Source organism: Gloeobacter kilaueensis JS1 (assembly GCF_000484535.1).
Lineage (GTDB): Bacteria > Cyanobacteriota > Cyanobacteriia > Gloeobacterales > Gloeobacteraceae > Gloeobacter > Gloeobacter kilaueensis.
In genome coordinates, this window is record NC_022600.1 from 3978621 (window position 1) to 3994209 (window position 15589).

The following is a 15589-nucleotide window of genomic DNA, read 5'->3' on the forward strand; positions in this document are numbered from 1 at the left end:
AGACCGGAACCCCTGCACGTTTCTCGTGCTGTTGCGCTATAACGTTTCAGGCTATTCATCCGGAGCCTCCTGTGCGCCGCATCTTTTTCAGTCTGGCCACCCTTGCGCTGGCGAGCGCTGTTCTCAGTACGCCGCTGGCCGCCCAGCCGAGTATTCCTCTGCCGCCGGTGCGCTTCAGCGACCGTACCCTCGCCAACGGCCTGAGAGTGCTTCTAGTCGAAGATCACAGTTCGCCCACCGTCGCCATCCAGGTCGGTTACGGTGTGGGCGGCAAAGACGATCCGCCGGGGCGCTCCGGGTTCGCCCACCTCTTCGAGCACCTGATGTTCAAGGGCACCGCCAACACCAAACCTGAGACCTTCGACCGGCTCACCGAGGATGTGGGCGGCTTTAACAACGCCTTTACCACCGAGGACATCACCAACTACTACGAGGTGGTGCCTTCTAACTATCTTGAAACGTTGCTCTGGGCCGAGGCCGATCGGCTGCGCTCGCTCAACGTCGATGAGGCCAACTTTCAGACCGAGCGCAAGGTGGTGATCGGCGAGTACGACCAGCGGATACTGGCGAGTCCCTACGGAATGCTCTTTGAACTCATCGATGAGCGCTCCTACACCAGGCACCCCTACCGGCGCGGTGTGATCGGCAACCCTACCCAGCTCAACGCCGCCAGCTTGGATGACGTGCGCCAGTTCCACCGGACGTACTACCAGCCCAACAACGCCCTGCTCGTGGTCGTAGGAGACTTTGATCCGATTCAGGCCAACCCCTGGATCGATAAGTACTTCGGCAGCGTTCCTAAAGACAGCCGGCCCATCCCACGGGTGACGACCGTCGAACCGCCGCAAAAATCGGAACAGCGCACCACCTACTACGGTGCCAATGTGCCCCTACCGGCGGTGGCCCAGGTCTACCACGTCCCGGCCCGTTCCAGCCCGGATGCGCCCGCCCTGCAGGTTCTCGAAAATCTGCTTGCAGAGGGCGAAAGTTCGCGCCTCTACCGGACCCTGGTCTACGACCGCCAGGTGGCCTCAGCCGTCTCCGCCAACGCTGACCTGCGCCAGCAGCCGGGACTGTTTGTGGTCTATGCCATCTTGAACGCCGCAAAGTCGCCCAGCGAGGCCCAGGCGCTTCTTACCGGCGAAATCAGCAAGTTGCAGAATACGCCCGTAGCAGCGGCGGAACTGGAAAAGGCGAAGACGCAGCTCATCTCCGAACTGGTGCGGGGACGGGAGCAAGCGAATGACCGCGCCCTCGAACTGGTGCAGGCCACCTGGATCGAAGGGGATCCAAACCGGGTCAACACCGCCCTTTCAGACATCGAGAAGGTGAGTGCCGCCGATGTGCAGCGGGTCGCCCGCCAGTACCTCGTCTCGACCAACGCCACCTTGATCGACTATCTGCCCAAAGCGCTGCAGCCGGGCACCGGCAAGGAGAAAAAAACCAAATGAAAAAGTTCTGGTCCGTTCTGCTCCTGGCGCTTGCGATCATGCCCCCGGCGGTTGCCCTGGAGACACCGCCGCCCCCCGGTCCCCCGCCCACCGTCACCTACCCGACGCCGGTGGAGCGCACCCTCACCAACGGCCTGCGGGTAATCGCCATCCAGCGCACGGGTGTACCGCTCATCTCCGCCCAGCTCATCGTCAAAAGCGGCAGTGAAGCCGATCCGGCTGCCCTGCCGGGGGTGGCATCGCTCACCGCAGACGTGCTCACCCAGGGCACAGCCACCCGCTCCGCCACCGAAATTGCCCAGGCCACCGACGCCCTCGGTGCCCAACTGACTGCCGACGCCGGTTTTGATTCGAGCCGCGTGCGCGTCAACGCCACCGCGCCCAGGTTTGCCGCCGCCTTCGAGATCTTTGCCGATGTCGTGCGCCGCCCGGTTTTTGCTCCCGAAGAAGTCGAGCGTGCCCGCACCCAGGCTCTGAGCAGCCTGCAGCTGACCTACAGCAATCCCTCCTCCCTCGCCCCCCTGGTGGCGGAGCGGGCCGTCTACGGCGACGCTCCCTACGGCCACCCTGCCGACGGCACCCCCAAGTCGGTGAGCACCATTGCCCGCGCCCAACTGCAGCAGTTCCACCAGACCTACTATCGCCCCGACAACGCCGTGCTCCTGATCGGCGGTGACATTGCCCCGGAGGCAGCCTTTGCCCTGGCGGAGCGCGTCTTTGGCGACTGGCAAAAACCGGCCACAGCCCTGCCTGCGCCCCAGGCTTCCCCTGTTACTGCACCCACCGCCCGCGTCGTCGTCATCGATCAACCCGAGGCGGGCCGCACCGCGATCGTCGTGAGCCGCATCGGCATCGAGCGGGCCGATCCCTCCTACTTCGCCGGCATTGTCTCCAACGCCGTGCTCTCCGGTTATTCCGGACGGCTCAACAGCGAAGTGCGCATCAAGCGCGGCCTTTCCTACGGTGCTTCTGCCAGCCTCGAAGCCCGGCGCGAACCGGGACCCTTTACTGCCGGCACCCTCGTCGATCACACCAGAGCGGCAGAAGGTGCCCAGGTCATGCTCGCCACGATCGCAAGCCTCGCAGCCCAGCCTGTGGGAGCAGGCGAACTCAAGCCGCGCAAGGCGGTCGTCACCGGCGGCTTTGCCCGCTCGCTTGAGACGATCGATGGCCTGGTGGCCCAGGTGGGCAGACTGGCCCTCTACGGCCTGCCACTCGAAGACATCAACCGCTACATCCCCAGCACCGAAGCTGTCAGCCCAGAGCAGATCCAGCAGTTTGCCACCGCCCATCTCAAGGACAACCTCTCGCTGGTGCTGGTCGGCAACGCGAAGCTTTTTCTGCCCCAACTACAAAAGCAGTTTCCAGCACTCGAAGTGATTCCCTTCGCCAAACTCGACCTGGGCCAGGCCAATTTAGGGCGCACGGCAAAAGTGGCTGACAAATAGGAGGCAGCTGCTGCTACCTCCGTAGCCACCCAAAAATCAGGGCGGGGGTAAGAGCGAGGGGCGCTCCCAGTTCTGGCACAGGCAGCTCTTGCGTCTCGTCGCCGAAGAGCAGCGGTTGCTTACCAGCCGGAAATATCAGCAGCGAGCGCTCGTCAGGATCGATCAACCAGCCTGAACGGGTACCGTGGGCGAGACAGTGCAGCAGGTTACCCGTTACCCTGGTCTGGCTTTGATCCGGCGACAGAATTTCAATCGCCCAGTCAGGAGCCAGAACGAACCCGTTTGCGACCTCACCTCTAGCATCTAGCGGAATGCGTTCGCGGACGAATACGGCAATATCTGGAACGATAGATCGTCCTCCGAAGGTACAGCGCAACTCTGGAAAAGCGTCAGCGCCGCCAGTGGCCTCAAAGGCTGTGGTCAGGTAATGTACCAGTCTGGCCTGCAGTCGGCTGTGCTTTCCCTGGGGCATCGGTTTTTGGATCACCTGACCATCGACAAATTCACTGGCAGGTTCTGTTTCGGGCAATTGGAGAAAGTCATCGAGAGTGAGCGGCCTGTCGGGTATGCGTACCATGTTCGGCTACCTGCATTGCTCCTTTTTGAGTAACTGTCAGACAGGAAATCTTGCATGTTCAAAGTCAAAATAATACCGGTTCTGTTCCGGCAAGTAATGCACCGGCACATGTACATCCCGCAGGTGGAAATGCTGCTGCAACAAGCCTGCCAGCGCGAGGGCCAGCCCCTCTGGTTGATAGTCGGTTTCGTTGAAGTTTAAATCCTCAACAGTTACAACAATATTTTGCTGCGGTGGAAGTTGGTCAGAAACAAGCTCCAGCCCCTTTTGCAAATACTGCTGCTCTTCCCCACTCAGGTAGAGCAAATGTTCGGTGAGCCTAACTTCTCTAACAGGAGCAGACCTCAACCTTGGCATGTCATTTAGATCATCTATTGATAGGAACCTCCATACCCGTGAATCACCATTAGAAGGGTTGCGCACAGCTGAGACTTCAATACTGGCGCGTATTTCGATAGAAATACCCCAAGATTTCTGGATTAGTTGATAGCGATAAGTGCTCATCCTGAAAAGTTAGAACTGAAGTTTTTCAAAGACCGCAGCAGCAAAGTAATGCTCTTTTCCAAATTTCGTGCCTCTCCTCACATACTCCAGTGTAGTATCCAGAACCCCGCCGTAAAGTAGGCTGTGGGCATTCATCCAGCTTGTTGGATCAAGCTGGGCATCTACATCGATCTGCTGAAATGCCTGCAGTATAGATGTATCTACTTAAAATTCAATGACCTGAAGTGAAGGAAACCTTCTTTGCCTTTCCTGGAGGCAATTATCAGCCTCCTCCCGTGTCTCCCAGGCATAGACCCCTGGTCCAAGATGTGCTCGGTTTCTCTCGGTAGGCCAGGGTGTACCAGATGTCCAAAGTCGCTGTGTATCTTCGGCTCCCTGCACCGTATAGAAAGTTTTGTTGGCAGACAAAGCCTTCCCTTATAACTTTCAGAGCTACTTCTTATGTTCCCATGTCCAAATATCGCTTGAGGCCGTGCCGCCAGAACCAGCACTTCAGTCCAACAGCACGATTTACGGCGCGTCCGGCTCGATTCCCAGTTCTCGCAACCGTTCGCTCAGCGATCTGACTTTTTGCTCTGCCTGTTCCGCCCGCAACCGCTCCTGCTCCGCTCGTAAGCGCTCCTGTTCCGCCCGCAAGCGCTCCTGTTCCGCTCGTAAGCGCTCCTGTTCTGCCCGCAGCCGCTCCCGTTCGGTAGCTTCCTGCTCGCGCTCCACATCCGTCGCTATCCAGTTGCGCTGTCTGTCGTACCAGCGCAGCCATAGACGCTCCACATCCGCAAATTTTCCCTGCCACAGCCCCAGTCCCAATTGCAACTCTTCAATCCACAGTTCCTGATAGTCGGGCAGTTCCTGATAGCTTGCCCCCTCCAGCCGAAAGCGCCGGTAGCTATTGCCCATCCTGTCAAACAGGACGTAGTACGGCACCCGCAGAATGCTCTCGTAGACTTCCCACTTGGAGGGCGGCTCGCCACCGCGCAGCGTTTCGCCCTGATCTTCTTCTACAGTCGAGGGTGAGAGCAGTTCCACCACGACCATCGGAGCGCGGCCTTCCCGCCAGATCACGTAACTCAACCGGCCTACGTCCACCAGTCGCGGCACATCCACGACGCCGAACCAGTCCGGTCGCTTGTAGCGGCGAGTGTGCAGCGAATCGTAGTAGAGATTGAGGTCAGCGGCGGCAAAAACCCGATCGAGTGGGTACGCCGGAGGCCGAAAAGTCTGGATGAGCAGTTGGGGTTGCCAGTAGTGGAATTCATCAGGCAAGCCCGGCTCCGCAGCGCTCTCACTTGGTAAATCATACATCGATGGCAAGGGCGGCACGGGTACGGGAGTGAAAACGGGCTCGTAGCTCGTCATAGCAGTTTCTGGCTGTGGCTGGTTGCTCTTATGGTAAGCGACGGTCGTTGGGGGTCAGGCTCTCAGCCCGCCAACCGACTGTCGATCTGCTCTTGCAGTTGGTGGATCTCGATTCCAAGCGCTATAAAAATCTTCGACAGGAATAGTCCGGGTTCTGATTAATATTTCTGGGTATCAATGAGCGCCTGAACCAGTTTCGGGTAGATGGCGCAGTATCGCCCGATGCGGTCAGCGTCCTTCTGGGTGGGTGACTCGATCCGAAACAGATCCAGGTTGTCGTGCATGTCGGCAATCTTGACCCGCAGGGCAACCGGATTGGCTATAACGCGCTGGTAGTAGGCTTCTACTTCCTCGCCGTCCCTCTTTGTCAGTGCATCGACGGCAGCAACGACGGGGGACGAAAAACCCGCTTCTACAAGCACTTCCAGACTTACCTGCGTGTCTTCGACTACATCGTGCAGGACGGCTGCCATCTTCTCTTCAGGCGAGGTGAGATGGGCCATAACTCGCCTGGGATGGTCGATATAGGGTTTGCCTGCTTTGTCCACCATGCCCGCGTGGGCAATGGTCGCGATTTCGATCGCTCTGTCGAGGAGTTGTTGAGGGTTCATCATCCTGCATCTACAATCGGGGCTATTTCAAGTATTGCAGCTGCAAGAAGGCATCCGGAGGAACCAGAAACTCCGCCAGCCTTCTCAACTCCTACGCTCAGGAGTGCGTGCGCATCTGGCGTATCTGCCATTGACCGGAATCGTTGCGTTCCCAGCTTGCCTCAAATTGCCCGGACGCTTCGATCAGTTTGCCATCCGGGTCGCGGACGTGCTGGAAGTAGCTGCCGCTTTGAAGGGCAGTGTTTCCATGAACAACAAGTTCCGATGGGTGGATGTCGTATACGAGTATTTCATATCGAGCGAAACCGGAGAGAAAGCCAGCGATCACTTTTTTACCGCGCACAGGATCGCTGCCTGGATTGAGGATTTCTCCGTCTGGGGCAAAAAGTGCCGCGACCGCCTCGTAGTCCCTGGCAACGATCAGGTTTGTATAGCGATTGAGCAAGCCAGTGATCTGCGTGCGCGCCTCCGCGTCTCCATCCGCCTCAAGGGCGTGGGCGTTTTTCGCCCTGGTAAGAACGAGAGTCAGGCTTGCACCAATGAACAGTCGTCGTCTCAGCATCGAATCAGCCTCCTGAACGAACTGTAGAACACAAGCAAGATCAGGGCAGGATTCTGACTCACTAACCGCCGATGTGGTCGGTAGAATCTTCTTTATCGACGCGATCGAGCAGAAAGTTCTCGAACCCTTCGGGATCGCCCAGGCTTTCGATGTATTCGAGCAACAGCCGGATCTGGGTCTGGAAGGACCAGCCCTGTTCACCTGCGATCTGCTGGAAGCTTTTCAATGCTCTAGCCCACCCACTGCGCCAATCGTACCATCGACTTTTGGTGGAAATACCTGACCCTGGCTCTGGGAGCGCAGGATAGCACCGGCGGGCCAGCTCTGCCAGAGTAGCGCTCCAGCTTCGGCGGTGCCCCAGCATGGGACTGTCCGACTGCAAGAAGGGAGTGTGCGACCGCTGACCAGAACGCCCTGCAGACCGCCCAGGGTGAATAGCGAACTGTCGATGCGCCCGTCGCCCATCCAGATCCACCCCACACCGGCAAGCTGCGGTCGGTAGCGCTGCAGGAGCCATTGCTGGGCTTTGGGATGGAGCGCTCCTAAAAGCAGCAAGCGGGTAGAACTGGATTCGAGAACCAGCACGGCGGGTTCAGCGGCGATCACCCTGAGCCGGACGCGATCTGTGAGCGGCAGTACCTGGCCTGCTCGAAGGGGGGAGCGGACAGTTGCAGGCACCTGCGCCAGCATCTGTCGCCAGGTAATGGACCAGGGAGGCGCTGTGCCGTCGTAGAGTACCGGAATGTCCGTTGCCGCAAGCAGCGCTCCTAATCCGCCGCTCTGCCAGGGAAGGGCAGCGGTGACGATCGCCCCGTCCAGGCCCAGGCGACCGCGCTGCTCCAGGTAGGGGAGGAGGACGCGCTGGACAGCAGCATCGGTGCCGCCTCCGAAGACGAGAGTGCGGCGGCCCGCCTCGATCACCGCAACCTGGGAGCGACCGGCGGCGAGGACGGCGAGGTTCACTTCCGGTTGGGGCAGCCAGCCGGGAGCGATCAAAACAGCGATCGCCGCGAGCGGCAGGAACCCGTTCGCGTAGCGGGTGTGAGCAGCGATCAGCAGGGCGTAGAGGGCGATCATCTGGACGGGCAGCAGCAATCCTGGGGTGAGCAGGCTGATGGGCCAGCTACCCACCAGGCGCACGGCCCAGTCGAGCAGTGCAACCAGCCAGCCCAGGGGGAGATCGAGCGGCAGAGCGAGAGCCGGATGGATCAAAGCGAGGAGGCTGGCGGCCATGCCGCCCAGGGTAAGCGCTTCGACGATCGGTACGGCCAGAACGTTGAGCGGCAGCGAAAAAGCGCTCCACTGGCCAAAGACCAGCAGTTGCAGGGGCAGCGTCCAGAGACCGGCAGCGAGGCTGGTGGCGGTGGCGGCGGCGAGGGGAGCCGGGAGCGCTTCGAGGGCAGGGGTGAGCCGGGGGGCGGTGACGATGAGCCCCAGGGTGGCAAGAAAGCTAAAGGCAAAGCCCAGATCCCAGATCCAGAGCGGATTGACAAGAAGGAGCAGGCAGGCGGCGAGGAGCAGCGCACTGAAAGCTTCGGCCTTTTCATCGAGGGCGAGGGCGACGAGGGCCACCCCTCCCATTGCCGCCGCCCGCAAGATCGAAGGGCTGGCTCCCGCCAGGCCGACGAAGAGCACGAGCAGGCTGCCCCCGACGATGATCTGCGCTGGCGGTGGACGGCGGCGCAGGAGCGCCAGGGCACTTCCCAGGATCAGCGAAACCTGGGTGCCGGAGGCGGCGAGCAGATGGGCCATTCCGACGTTGCGGTAGCGATCCTGCAGCTCCCTGGGTAGATCGACGGCGCTGCTGCCGACGATGAGCGAGCTGAAAAGCGCTCCCGCCTCTGCGCCCAGATAATGCTGGTGGGTGTGGAGGATGCGTCCTCGCACCCAGTCGAAGGGGTTGAAGGCAGCGGGGGCAATCGGGGTAAGAGCGGTGGCAGCAAGGACGCTGAAGGCTCCCTGCTGGGCTAAGAACGCCCGCTCATCGAAGCTGTGGGGATTGGTGGGCTGAGCCGGACGGCGCAGATCGCCCGTTACCCGCACGCGCGCTCCTTCCCCGATTACAGGCTGAACGGGAGCGCGCACCGCGACCCGACCGTGCTCGGGGGCATCCAGTTCCAGCAAGAAGCGCTGGGCGGCTGGATTCTGGCGGGATGCCCCCACTACCCGGCCTACCAGGACAATACCCCGGCGCGGGGCGGTGTTGCTGATGTCGTTGGCGGCTGGATGGGGTGTGCGCAGGTAGAGGTAGGGGCTTGCTCCCACCGCCAGGACCGTAGCCAGCACCCAGACCCGCCAGGGAGGCAGGGCGAAGTGGCGCAGAGCAGCGGTCGCTCCGATGAGCCCTACTACTCCCAGCCCCAGCCAGCCCCAGGGCCAGGGCGAAAAGAGCAGTCCGGCAAGAAAGGCTCCCGCGAGCAGGTAGAAGCTGTTGCGCTCCAAGGCCAGATCCGATAGTGACCTGCCAATGCTCAAAAGTTCTGTCCCCGAGACGCAAGCAAATGGCCGGGATCGCTCCCGCGCCTGTCCGGCCCCGTCGGGCGACCCGGCTAGGTGCCGGCAGAAGGAGCAAGATTTGCGGCTGGGGCAGCAAGCGGGGCGATCGGCAGACGAACGGCGAAGGTCGAACCGGCGGGTGAACTCTCGGCAAGTTCGAGGCTGCCGCCGTGGGCCAGCACAATCGCCCGGCAGATGGCAAGGCCCAGACCATTGCCGCCCACCGCCCGGCTGCGGGCCGTATCGACCCGATAAAAGCGCTCGAAGATATGGGCCTGGTGCTCCGGCGGGATGCCGATGCCGGTGTCGCGGACGGTGACGAGCGCCTGGCGCGGACTGGCCTGCTGCAGCTCGATATCGACCCGGCCTCCGCTCGGGGTGTACTTGATCGCGTTGGTGATCAAGTTGGTAAAAAGCCGGTAGATCTGGTCGCTGTCGGCCATCAGTCCTACCTGGGTCTCGCCCGGCGGGCGGTAGTACAGGCCGACCCCAGCGGCGAGGGCAACCGGAGCCAGCTCTTCGCTTAGATCCGCCAGGATTTCACCCAGGCCGCAGAACGGTTGCGGGCTACCCCCGGACTGGCGATGGTCGGAGCGGGCCAGAAACAACAAATCGGTGACCAGCGTCCCCAGGCGTTCACCAGCGCGGTCGATCGCCCGCAATCGCTCCTCCGTGCGCAGCGGATCGGCGGCGACGCCCTGCTTGAGCGCTGCCTGAGCATTCGCTCTTATCGCGGCGAGCGGTGTGCGCAACTCGTGACCGGCGTCGGCAGTAAACTGCTGCAGCCGCGTATAGGACTGCTCGATCGGCACGATCGCAAGCCCCGCCAGCCACCAGCCCACCAGCCCGACGGTGGCAAGGGTGAGGGGCACGCCCACCAGCAGCGTCACCCCGACTCGGTGGAGGCGCTGCTGGGCCGGGGCGAGGGAGAGGCCGACCTGCAGGTAGCCCATCGTCGTCGCTTCGACCACCAGTGGAACGGTGCGCTCGCGGTAATCCGGCCTGCCGCTCACGGTGCGCAGATTCTGGGTGAGGACAGGAGCCGGGGGATGGCCGGGAGTCTGGCCAAAGGACAGCCGCAGCCTGCCCTCGAAGTCGTACCAGCGCACGTAACCAGCTGGAAAATCACCGCTCTGCGCTTCGGCGGCAAACGGGGCGCGCTCGAAGCGGCGGCGCATCACCAGCAGATCGTCCGCGTCGCCGTCGCCCACTTCGAGGCTGCTGGCAAGAGTCTGGGAGAGATTTTCGAGATCGCGGTCCACCTCGCTTAGCTGTTGCTCGCCGAAGAACAGATAAAAGCCGCAGGCCGCCGCCAGGACGATCGCCCCCATCGCCCCGGTGTACCAGAGCGCCAGCCGCAGGCGCGTCCGCTCGAAGAGCGTCTTTTCAGCAGTGGGTGAGCCGATAGCCGATGCCATAGACCGTCTGGATGAGGGGGATCGAAGAACCTTCATCGATTTTGCGCCGCAAAAGGCGCACCTGGGCAGCGACGACGTTGCTCTCCGGCTCTGCCCCCGCCTCCCAGAGATGTTCGAGGATCTGTTCGCGGCTGAGCACCTGCTCGCTGTGGCGCATCAGCAGTTCGAGCAACTGAAATTCTTTGCGCAGAAGCGGAATCTCGCGCCCGGCGCGGTAGGCGGTGAGGGTGCGCGTGTCGAGTTCGAGGTCTGCGTAGCGCAGCCTTTCGCCCGTAAAGCGCGGTACCCGGCGACGCAGCGCCCGGATGCGCGCCAGCAGTTCTTCGAGGTCGAAGGGCTTGCCCAGGTAGTCGTCTGCCCCACTGTCGAGGCCGGCCACTTTGTCCTTGGGCGTGTCGCGGGCGGTGAGCATCAGTACCGGCAGCGATTCGCCGCCTGAGCGCAGCTTGCGGCAAAATTCGACCCCCGATAGCCCCGGCACCATCCAGTCGAGCACGATCAGGTCATAAGAAAAAGCTTTATGCATCTGCCAGCCTTCCTGGCCGTCGGCCACCCAATCGACGGTGTAGCCCTCGCCCTCCAGCACCCCCTTGAGGGGCAGGGCCAGTTCTGCTTCGTCCTCGACCAGCAAGAGTTTCATGCTCCCATCCTAGCGACCGTTGCCGGTCACAAAAATTTCTCGTCCGGCGCGCTTCACGCCGATTTCATCTTTGGTTTGTTTACTTGAGGTAAACGCTGTTGGTCTTTATGGGCACCTACTTTCGTACTTGTGCTGCGCTGATGGTTGTGGCGCTGTTGCTCGGCAGTTGTGCCGCTTCCAAACCCGAATCGAGCGCCCCGGCAGGCGGTGAGCAGGCGGCAGCGGCCACCGCGCCCGGTACGATTGCCCTTACCGAACAGATGGAAAAGCGGGCCGGTATCCAGGTGACAACCGCTCAGAAGCGCCCGCTCGTCAACCGCTCGCTCTTCTCCTCGACGATCGAAGCACCCACCGATCGCTCCGGCGTCGTCACCGCTTCGGTGCAGGGGGTCGTCACCCGCGTGCTCGCCGACGTGGGCCAGACGGTCGCGCGGGGTCAGACTCTCGCCTACATCAGTACCCCGATGCTGGCGGAGGCTCAGGCAGGCTACTTTTCGGCGGTGGCCAAAGTCCAGGAGGCCCACGCCCAGGTGCAGCTCACCGACAGCCGGGTGCAACTGGCCCGCGCCGATTACGAGCGCGAGAGCGCTCTCTACAAAAAAGGGATCAGTGCGCAGCGCGAGCAGCAGGCGGCCTTGGCCAGGCTCGACGGCACCCTCTCAGAACTGGCGGCGGCAAAATCGACCGAGGCGGCGGCCCGTTCCAGCCTGCAGGCGGCCCGCGCGCGTTTGAACGCCCTGCGCCAGGCCACCGGCAGCAGCATCACCGACGAACTTGCCCTTAAAAGTCCGGTCAGCGGCATCGTCGTCTCCCGGATGATCCAGCCAGGCCAGGTGGTCAACCCGGCCACCGCCGGAACCAGCAACGCCGAGGACCATCTGTTTACGATTACAAGCCTCGCCGAAGTCTGGGCAATGCTCGAAGTGCCCCAATCGGAGGTGGCGGGCCTCAAGCTCGGCGCGCCGGTGCAATTTACGAGCGAAGTCGCCCCCGGCGAAGCGTTCAAAGGCCGGATCATCCGGCTGGGTGAAACCTTCGATCCCCAGGCGCGTACGGCCAGTGTCCGCGTCGCCATCGCCAACCCGCACGGTACTCTCAAGCCGGGAATGCTCGTGCTCGCCCAGGCGATCTCCGGCGGCAGTGCCCGGCCAGTGCTGGCGGTGCCCACCGCCGCCATCCAGCAGATAGACGGCAAGGACGTGGTCTTTGTGCGCACCGCACCCCACCGCTACCGCCAGCAACCGGTGGTGCTGGGCGAGCGCAACGCTCAGCTTACCCAGATCGTCTCCGGTCTTACGGCGGGTACCGAAGTGGTGAGCGACGGCTCCTTCGTCCTCAAATCGGAAGCCCTCAAGGCCACCCTGGAGGGCGAGTAATGACCAGAGCCCTCGATCGCGAGAATGCGCGCCTCACCCAGCCACCGGCCCCTTCGGGCCTGCTGGAACGGCTGGTGATCGGGGCGCTCAAATTTCGCGTCCTGGTCCTCGCTGCCACGCTGCTTGCGGTGCTGGGCGGCGTCTACGCCTTTCTAAACCTGCGGGTCGATGCGGTGCCCGACATCTCCAACATCCAGGTGACGGTCACCACCAACGCCCGTGGCCTCGCTCCCCAGGAGACCGAACAGTACATTACCTATCCGATCGAGCTGGCGCTGCAGGGGATGCCGCACCTGACGCGGCTGCGATCGATCTCCAAGTACGCCCTCTCGCAGGTAACGGCGGTCTTCGAGGACGGCACCGACATCTACTGGGCCAGACAACAGGTCTCCGAGCGCCTGAAGACGGCAGAAAGTGCAATTCCTAAAAGTATCGACGCCCAGATCGCCCTCGGTCCCATCGCCACCGGCCTCGGCGAGGTCTACCAGTTCGAGGTGCGCGGCTCCGGCTACAGTCTGATGCAGCTAAGGGACATCCTCGACTGGCAGATCATTCCGGCCCTGAAGAGCGTGCCGGGGGTGGACGAAGTCGAGGCGATGGGCGGGGCGGCAAAAGAGTATCAAGTCTGGCTGGAGCCGGAGAAGCTCCACGGCTACCACATCATGCCCACCGAGGTGATGCGGGCGCTGGAGAACAACAACGCCAACGCCGGAGGCGGCTACGCGGTCGATAACAACAACCAGGTGCTGCTCAGGGGCGAGGCGCTGTTGCGCAACGTGGGCGACATCGGCAACGTCATGGTCCACCGCGACGCGAAGGGCGTGGTGCGCGTGCGCGATTTGGGCCGGGTGGTGGAGGGCAAAAAGCTCTCCCAGAGCATCGTCACCCAGAACGGCGAGGGCGAGACGGTGATCGGCATCGTCCTGATGCGCAAGGGCGAAAATTCGGAGCAGGTCGTCCGCCGGGTGCAGGCCAAACTCGACGCCCTCGCTCCGACCCTGCCCCCCAACGTCCGGGTCGTCACCTTCTACAATCGCGGCACGCTCATCGACCGGACGATCGACACGGTCTGGCACAACCTGGCAGTCGGTGCCCTGCTGGTGGTCGTCGTCCTCTTCGTCGTCCTGGGCAACCTGCGCGGCGGCCTCATCGCTGCCCTCGCGATTCCGATCGCCCTGCTGGGAGCGATCGCCTTTCTTGTCATCACCAACACCTCCGGCAACCTGCTCAGCCTCGGGGCGATCGACTTTGGGATTTTAATCGACGGTTCGGTGGTGATGGTCGAGAACATCCTGCGGCGGCTTAGCGAGGCCAAACCGCGCGATGCGGCAGAACAACTGGCCGTCGTCGAGCGGGCGAGCGCGGAGGTGGCGCGGCCCATCTTCTTTGCGGTGCTCATCATCACCGTCGTCTACGTGCCGATTTTGTTTTTGACCGGCGTGGCGGGCAAGACCTTTCAGCCGATGGCCCTTACCGTCGTCTTCGGTCTGCTCGCAGCTCTTGTCATTGCCCTGTTTGTCACCCCGGCCCTTGCCTCTTTGCTGTTGGGCGAGCACCCCAAAGAAGAAGAAACCTTTTTGCTGCGCGCCCTCAGGCCCATTTACACCCGTGCCCTCGACTGGTGCCTTGGCCGTCCCTGGCCGACGGCTCTGGTTGCGGTGGGGTTATTTGCCGCGAGCCTCACCCTGATTCCGGGTCTGGGTACCGAATTTATTCCCACCCTCAAAGAAGGCTCGATCGTTCTCACGGTCGATCGCCCCGTATCCGGCTCGCTCTCGGCGGCGGCGGCCCAGACGACGCTCATGGAAAAAGTCGTGCGCACCTTCCCGGATGTCGAGACGGTCGTCGCGAGGAGCGGCCACCCGGAGCAGGCGTTCGATCCGATGGGTCCGGAGGAGACGGACTTTTTTATCATCCTCAAGCCCCAGGAACAGTGGACCACCGCTCGCACCCAGCAGGAGATCGAGGAGGCGATCGCCAAAAAACTTGACCAGGAGGTGCCCGGCGCAGCGATCGCCTTCGGTCAGCCCATCGAGCAGCGGATGAACGAACTGGTCTCCGGGGCCAAGGGCGACGTGGCCATCCGCATCTTTGGGCCGGATCTGGATATCCTGCGCAAGCTCGGCCTGCAGATAGCGGGAGCGGTGGGCCGCGTGGCGGGGGCGAGCGATGTCAAAGTCGAGCAGGTGGCGGGCCTGCCGGTGGTGAGCGCCCAGATCAAGCAGGCTGCCCTCTCCGCCTACGGCGTCACCGCTCAAGACGCCCTCGATACGATCTCCGCCGCCGTAGACGGCAAGATCGTGGGTACGATCTTTCAGGGCAAACCGCGCTACGACCTCACGGTGCGCTTCGCCCCGGACGCCCTCAGTCGGCCCGAAGACCTGGGTACCCTGCCGGTGGCGATGTCCGAAGGCGACCTGGTTCCGCTTTCCCAGGTGGCGAACATCCGCCGCGTCGAGAGCGCCGCCGAAATTGCCCACCTCGAAGGCGACCGCAACCTGACCGTTCAGCTGAACGTCAATGGCCGCGACCTGGGCGGCTTTGTAGCAGCAGCCCAGCAGGCCGTGCGCGACAAAGTGGCCCTGCCCGCCGGTTATCGGCTGGAGTGGGGCGGCCAGTTCGAGAATCTCCAGGAGGCAGAATCCCGCCTGTTTATCCTCGTGCCCCTCTCCCTTGCCCTGATATTCATTCTTCTCTACGCCTCCTTCGGCAGCCTGCAGCCTGGCATATTGATCTTCCTCAACATCCCCCTTGCCCTCACAGGCGGCCTGCTCGCCCTCGCCCTCAGAGGCATGTCTTTGTCTGTCACCGCCGGCGTCGGCTTTATTGCCCTGTTTGGGGTGGCGGTGCTCAACGGCGTCGTGCTCGTCTCCACCATCCGCCGCATCGAGGCCGAGCAGCACCTCGAACCATTAGAGGCCGCCCGTGCCGGAGCCGAGTTGCGCCTCAGGCCCGTCTTGATGACCGCCCTGGTCGCCTCGCTGGGTTTCATTCCGATGGCTGTCGCCACCTCCGTCGGTGCCGAAGTGCAGCGCCCCCTCGCCACCGTCGTCATCGGCGGCCTGATCACCGCCACCCTCCTCACCCTGCTGGTATTGCCCAGCCTCTACCCGGTGATCTGTGGCCGGCGCAGTTCGAAGCGAGCCTGAA

13 protein-coding genes are annotated in these 15589 nt (G+C 62.5%); 4 read left to right on the forward strand and 9 right to left on the reverse strand.

The annotated features are described in order from the left end of the window. Nucleotides 1–71 precede the first annotated feature (71 nt). A complete protein-coding gene (locus GKIL_RS18395; RefSeq protein ID WP_023175331.1) occupies nt 72–1451 on the forward strand; it encodes a M16 family metallopeptidase in 1380 nt (459 codons plus the stop codon). Then, the gene (locus GKIL_RS18400) at nt 1448–2899 is read left to right on the forward strand and encodes a M16 family metallopeptidase (RefSeq protein WP_023175332.1); all 1452 of its coding nucleotides are present in this window, start codon (nt 1448–1450) and stop codon (nt 2897–2899) included. The genes GKIL_RS18395 and GKIL_RS18400 overlap by 4 nt, the downstream gene beginning before the upstream one ends. Before the next feature lie 13 nt (nt 2900–2912). Here GKIL_RS18400 and GKIL_RS18405 read toward each other — a convergent pair whose 3' ends face one another. From GKIL_RS18405 to rppA, 9 genes are all read right to left on the reverse strand, one after another. After that, nucleotides 2913–3476, reverse strand: a complete 564-nt coding sequence (locus GKIL_RS18405) for a Uma2 family endonuclease (RefSeq protein ID WP_023175333.1) — start codon at nt 3474–3476, stop codon at nt 2913–2915. A 36-nt stretch (nt 3477–3512) separates the two neighbouring features. Beyond that, nucleotides 3513–3980, reverse strand: coding sequence for a hypothetical protein (locus tag GKIL_RS25005; protein ID WP_144080426.1), 468 nt, complete (start codon nt 3978–3980; stop codon nt 3513–3515). 510 nt (nt 3981–4490) lie between these two features. Further along, on the reverse strand, nt 4491–5336 hold the full coding sequence (locus tag GKIL_RS18410) for a Uma2 family endonuclease (protein WP_023175335.1): 846 nt from the start codon (nt 5334–5336) through the stop codon (nt 4491–4493). Nucleotides 5337–5494: 158 nt separating this feature from the next. Then, nucleotides 5495–5950 carry an HD domain-containing protein gene (locus tag GKIL_RS18415; RefSeq protein WP_144080427.1) on the reverse strand — a complete coding sequence of 152 codons (456 nt, stop codon included), beginning with the start codon at nt 5948–5950 and terminating at the stop codon, nt 5495–5497. Nucleotides 5951–6044: 94 nt separating this feature from the next. After that, nucleotides 6045–6509 carry a YybH family protein gene (locus GKIL_RS23870; protein WP_023175337.1) on the reverse strand — a complete coding sequence of 155 codons (465 nt, stop codon included), beginning with the start codon at nt 6507–6509 and terminating at the stop codon, nt 6045–6047. Between the two features lie 61 nt (nt 6510–6570). After that, nucleotides 6571–6735, reverse strand: a complete 165-nt coding sequence (locus GKIL_RS25405; protein ID WP_023175338.1) for a hypothetical protein — start codon at nt 6733–6735, stop codon at nt 6571–6573. Further along, nucleotides 6732–8984 (reverse strand): ComEC/Rec2 family competence protein, encoded by a 2253-nt coding sequence (locus tag GKIL_RS18425; protein ID WP_081705304.1) that lies wholly within the window; start codon nt 8982–8984, stop codon nt 6732–6734. The genes GKIL_RS25405 and GKIL_RS18425 overlap by 4 nt, the downstream gene beginning before the upstream one ends. Nucleotides 8985–9058: 74 nt before the next feature. Then, nucleotides 9059–10423 carry a sensor histidine kinase gene (locus GKIL_RS18430; protein WP_023175341.1) on the reverse strand — a complete coding sequence of 455 codons (1365 nt, stop codon included), beginning with the start codon at nt 10421–10423 and terminating at the stop codon, nt 9059–9061. Then, nucleotides 10392–11063 carry a two-component system response regulator RppA gene (rppA, locus tag GKIL_RS18435; RefSeq protein WP_023175342.1) on the reverse strand — a complete coding sequence of 224 codons (672 nt, stop codon included), beginning with the start codon at nt 11061–11063 and terminating at the stop codon, nt 10392–10394. Before rppA ends, GKIL_RS18430 begins: the two co-directional genes overlap by 32 nt. Before the next feature lie 140 nt (nt 11064–11203). Between rppA and GKIL_RS18440 the strand changes: the two genes are divergently transcribed. Together GKIL_RS18440 and GKIL_RS18445 are read left to right on the forward strand one after the other, a co-directional pair. Beyond that, complete coding sequence (locus GKIL_RS18440; protein WP_187293840.1) at nt 11204–12439, forward strand: efflux RND transporter periplasmic adaptor subunit; 1236 nt, start codon at nt 11204–11206, stop codon at nt 12437–12439. Beyond that, nucleotides 12439–15588, forward strand: a complete 3150-nt coding sequence (locus GKIL_RS18445) for an efflux RND transporter permease subunit (protein ID WP_023175344.1) — start codon at nt 12439–12441, stop codon at nt 15586–15588. Before GKIL_RS18440 ends, GKIL_RS18445 begins: the two co-directional genes overlap by 1 nt. Nucleotide 15589: the final 1 nt, after the last annotated feature.

Coding starts and splice junctions, on each gene's coding strand:
- GKIL_RS23870 (WP_023175337.1), bottom strand. CDS start 6,509: ATGCTGAGACGACGACTGTTCATTGGTGCAAGCCTGACTCTCGTTCTT.
- GKIL_RS25005 (WP_144080426.1), bottom strand. CDS start 3,980: ATGAGCACTTATCGCTATCAACTAATCCAGAAATCTTGGGGTATTTCT.
- GKIL_RS18430 (WP_023175341.1), bottom strand. CDS start 10,423: ATGGCATCGGCTATCGGCTCACCCACTGCTGAAAAGACGCTCTTCGAG.
- GKIL_RS18415 (WP_144080427.1), bottom strand. CDS start 5,950: ATGATGAACCCTCAACAACTCCTCGACAGAGCGATCGAAATCGCGACC.
- GKIL_RS18440 (WP_187293840.1), top strand. CDS start 11,204: ATGGTTGTGGCGCTGTTGCTCGGCAGTTGTGCCGCTTCCAAACCCGAA.
- GKIL_RS18410 (WP_023175335.1), bottom strand. CDS start 5,336: ATGACGAGCTACGAGCCCGTTTTCACTCCCGTACCCGTGCCGCCCTTG.
- GKIL_RS18400 (WP_023175332.1), top strand. CDS start 1,448: ATGAAAAAGTTCTGGTCCGTTCTGCTCCTGGCGCTTGCGATCATGCCC.
- GKIL_RS18405 (WP_023175333.1), bottom strand. CDS start 3,476: ATGGTACGCATACCCGACAGGCCGCTCACTCTCGATGACTTTCTCCAA.
- GKIL_RS18445 (WP_023175344.1), top strand. CDS start 12,439: ATGACCAGAGCCCTCGATCGCGAGAATGCGCGCCTCACCCAGCCACCG.
- rppA (WP_023175342.1), bottom strand. CDS start 11,063: ATGAAACTCTTGCTGGTCGAGGACGAAGCAGAACTGGCCCTGCCCCTC.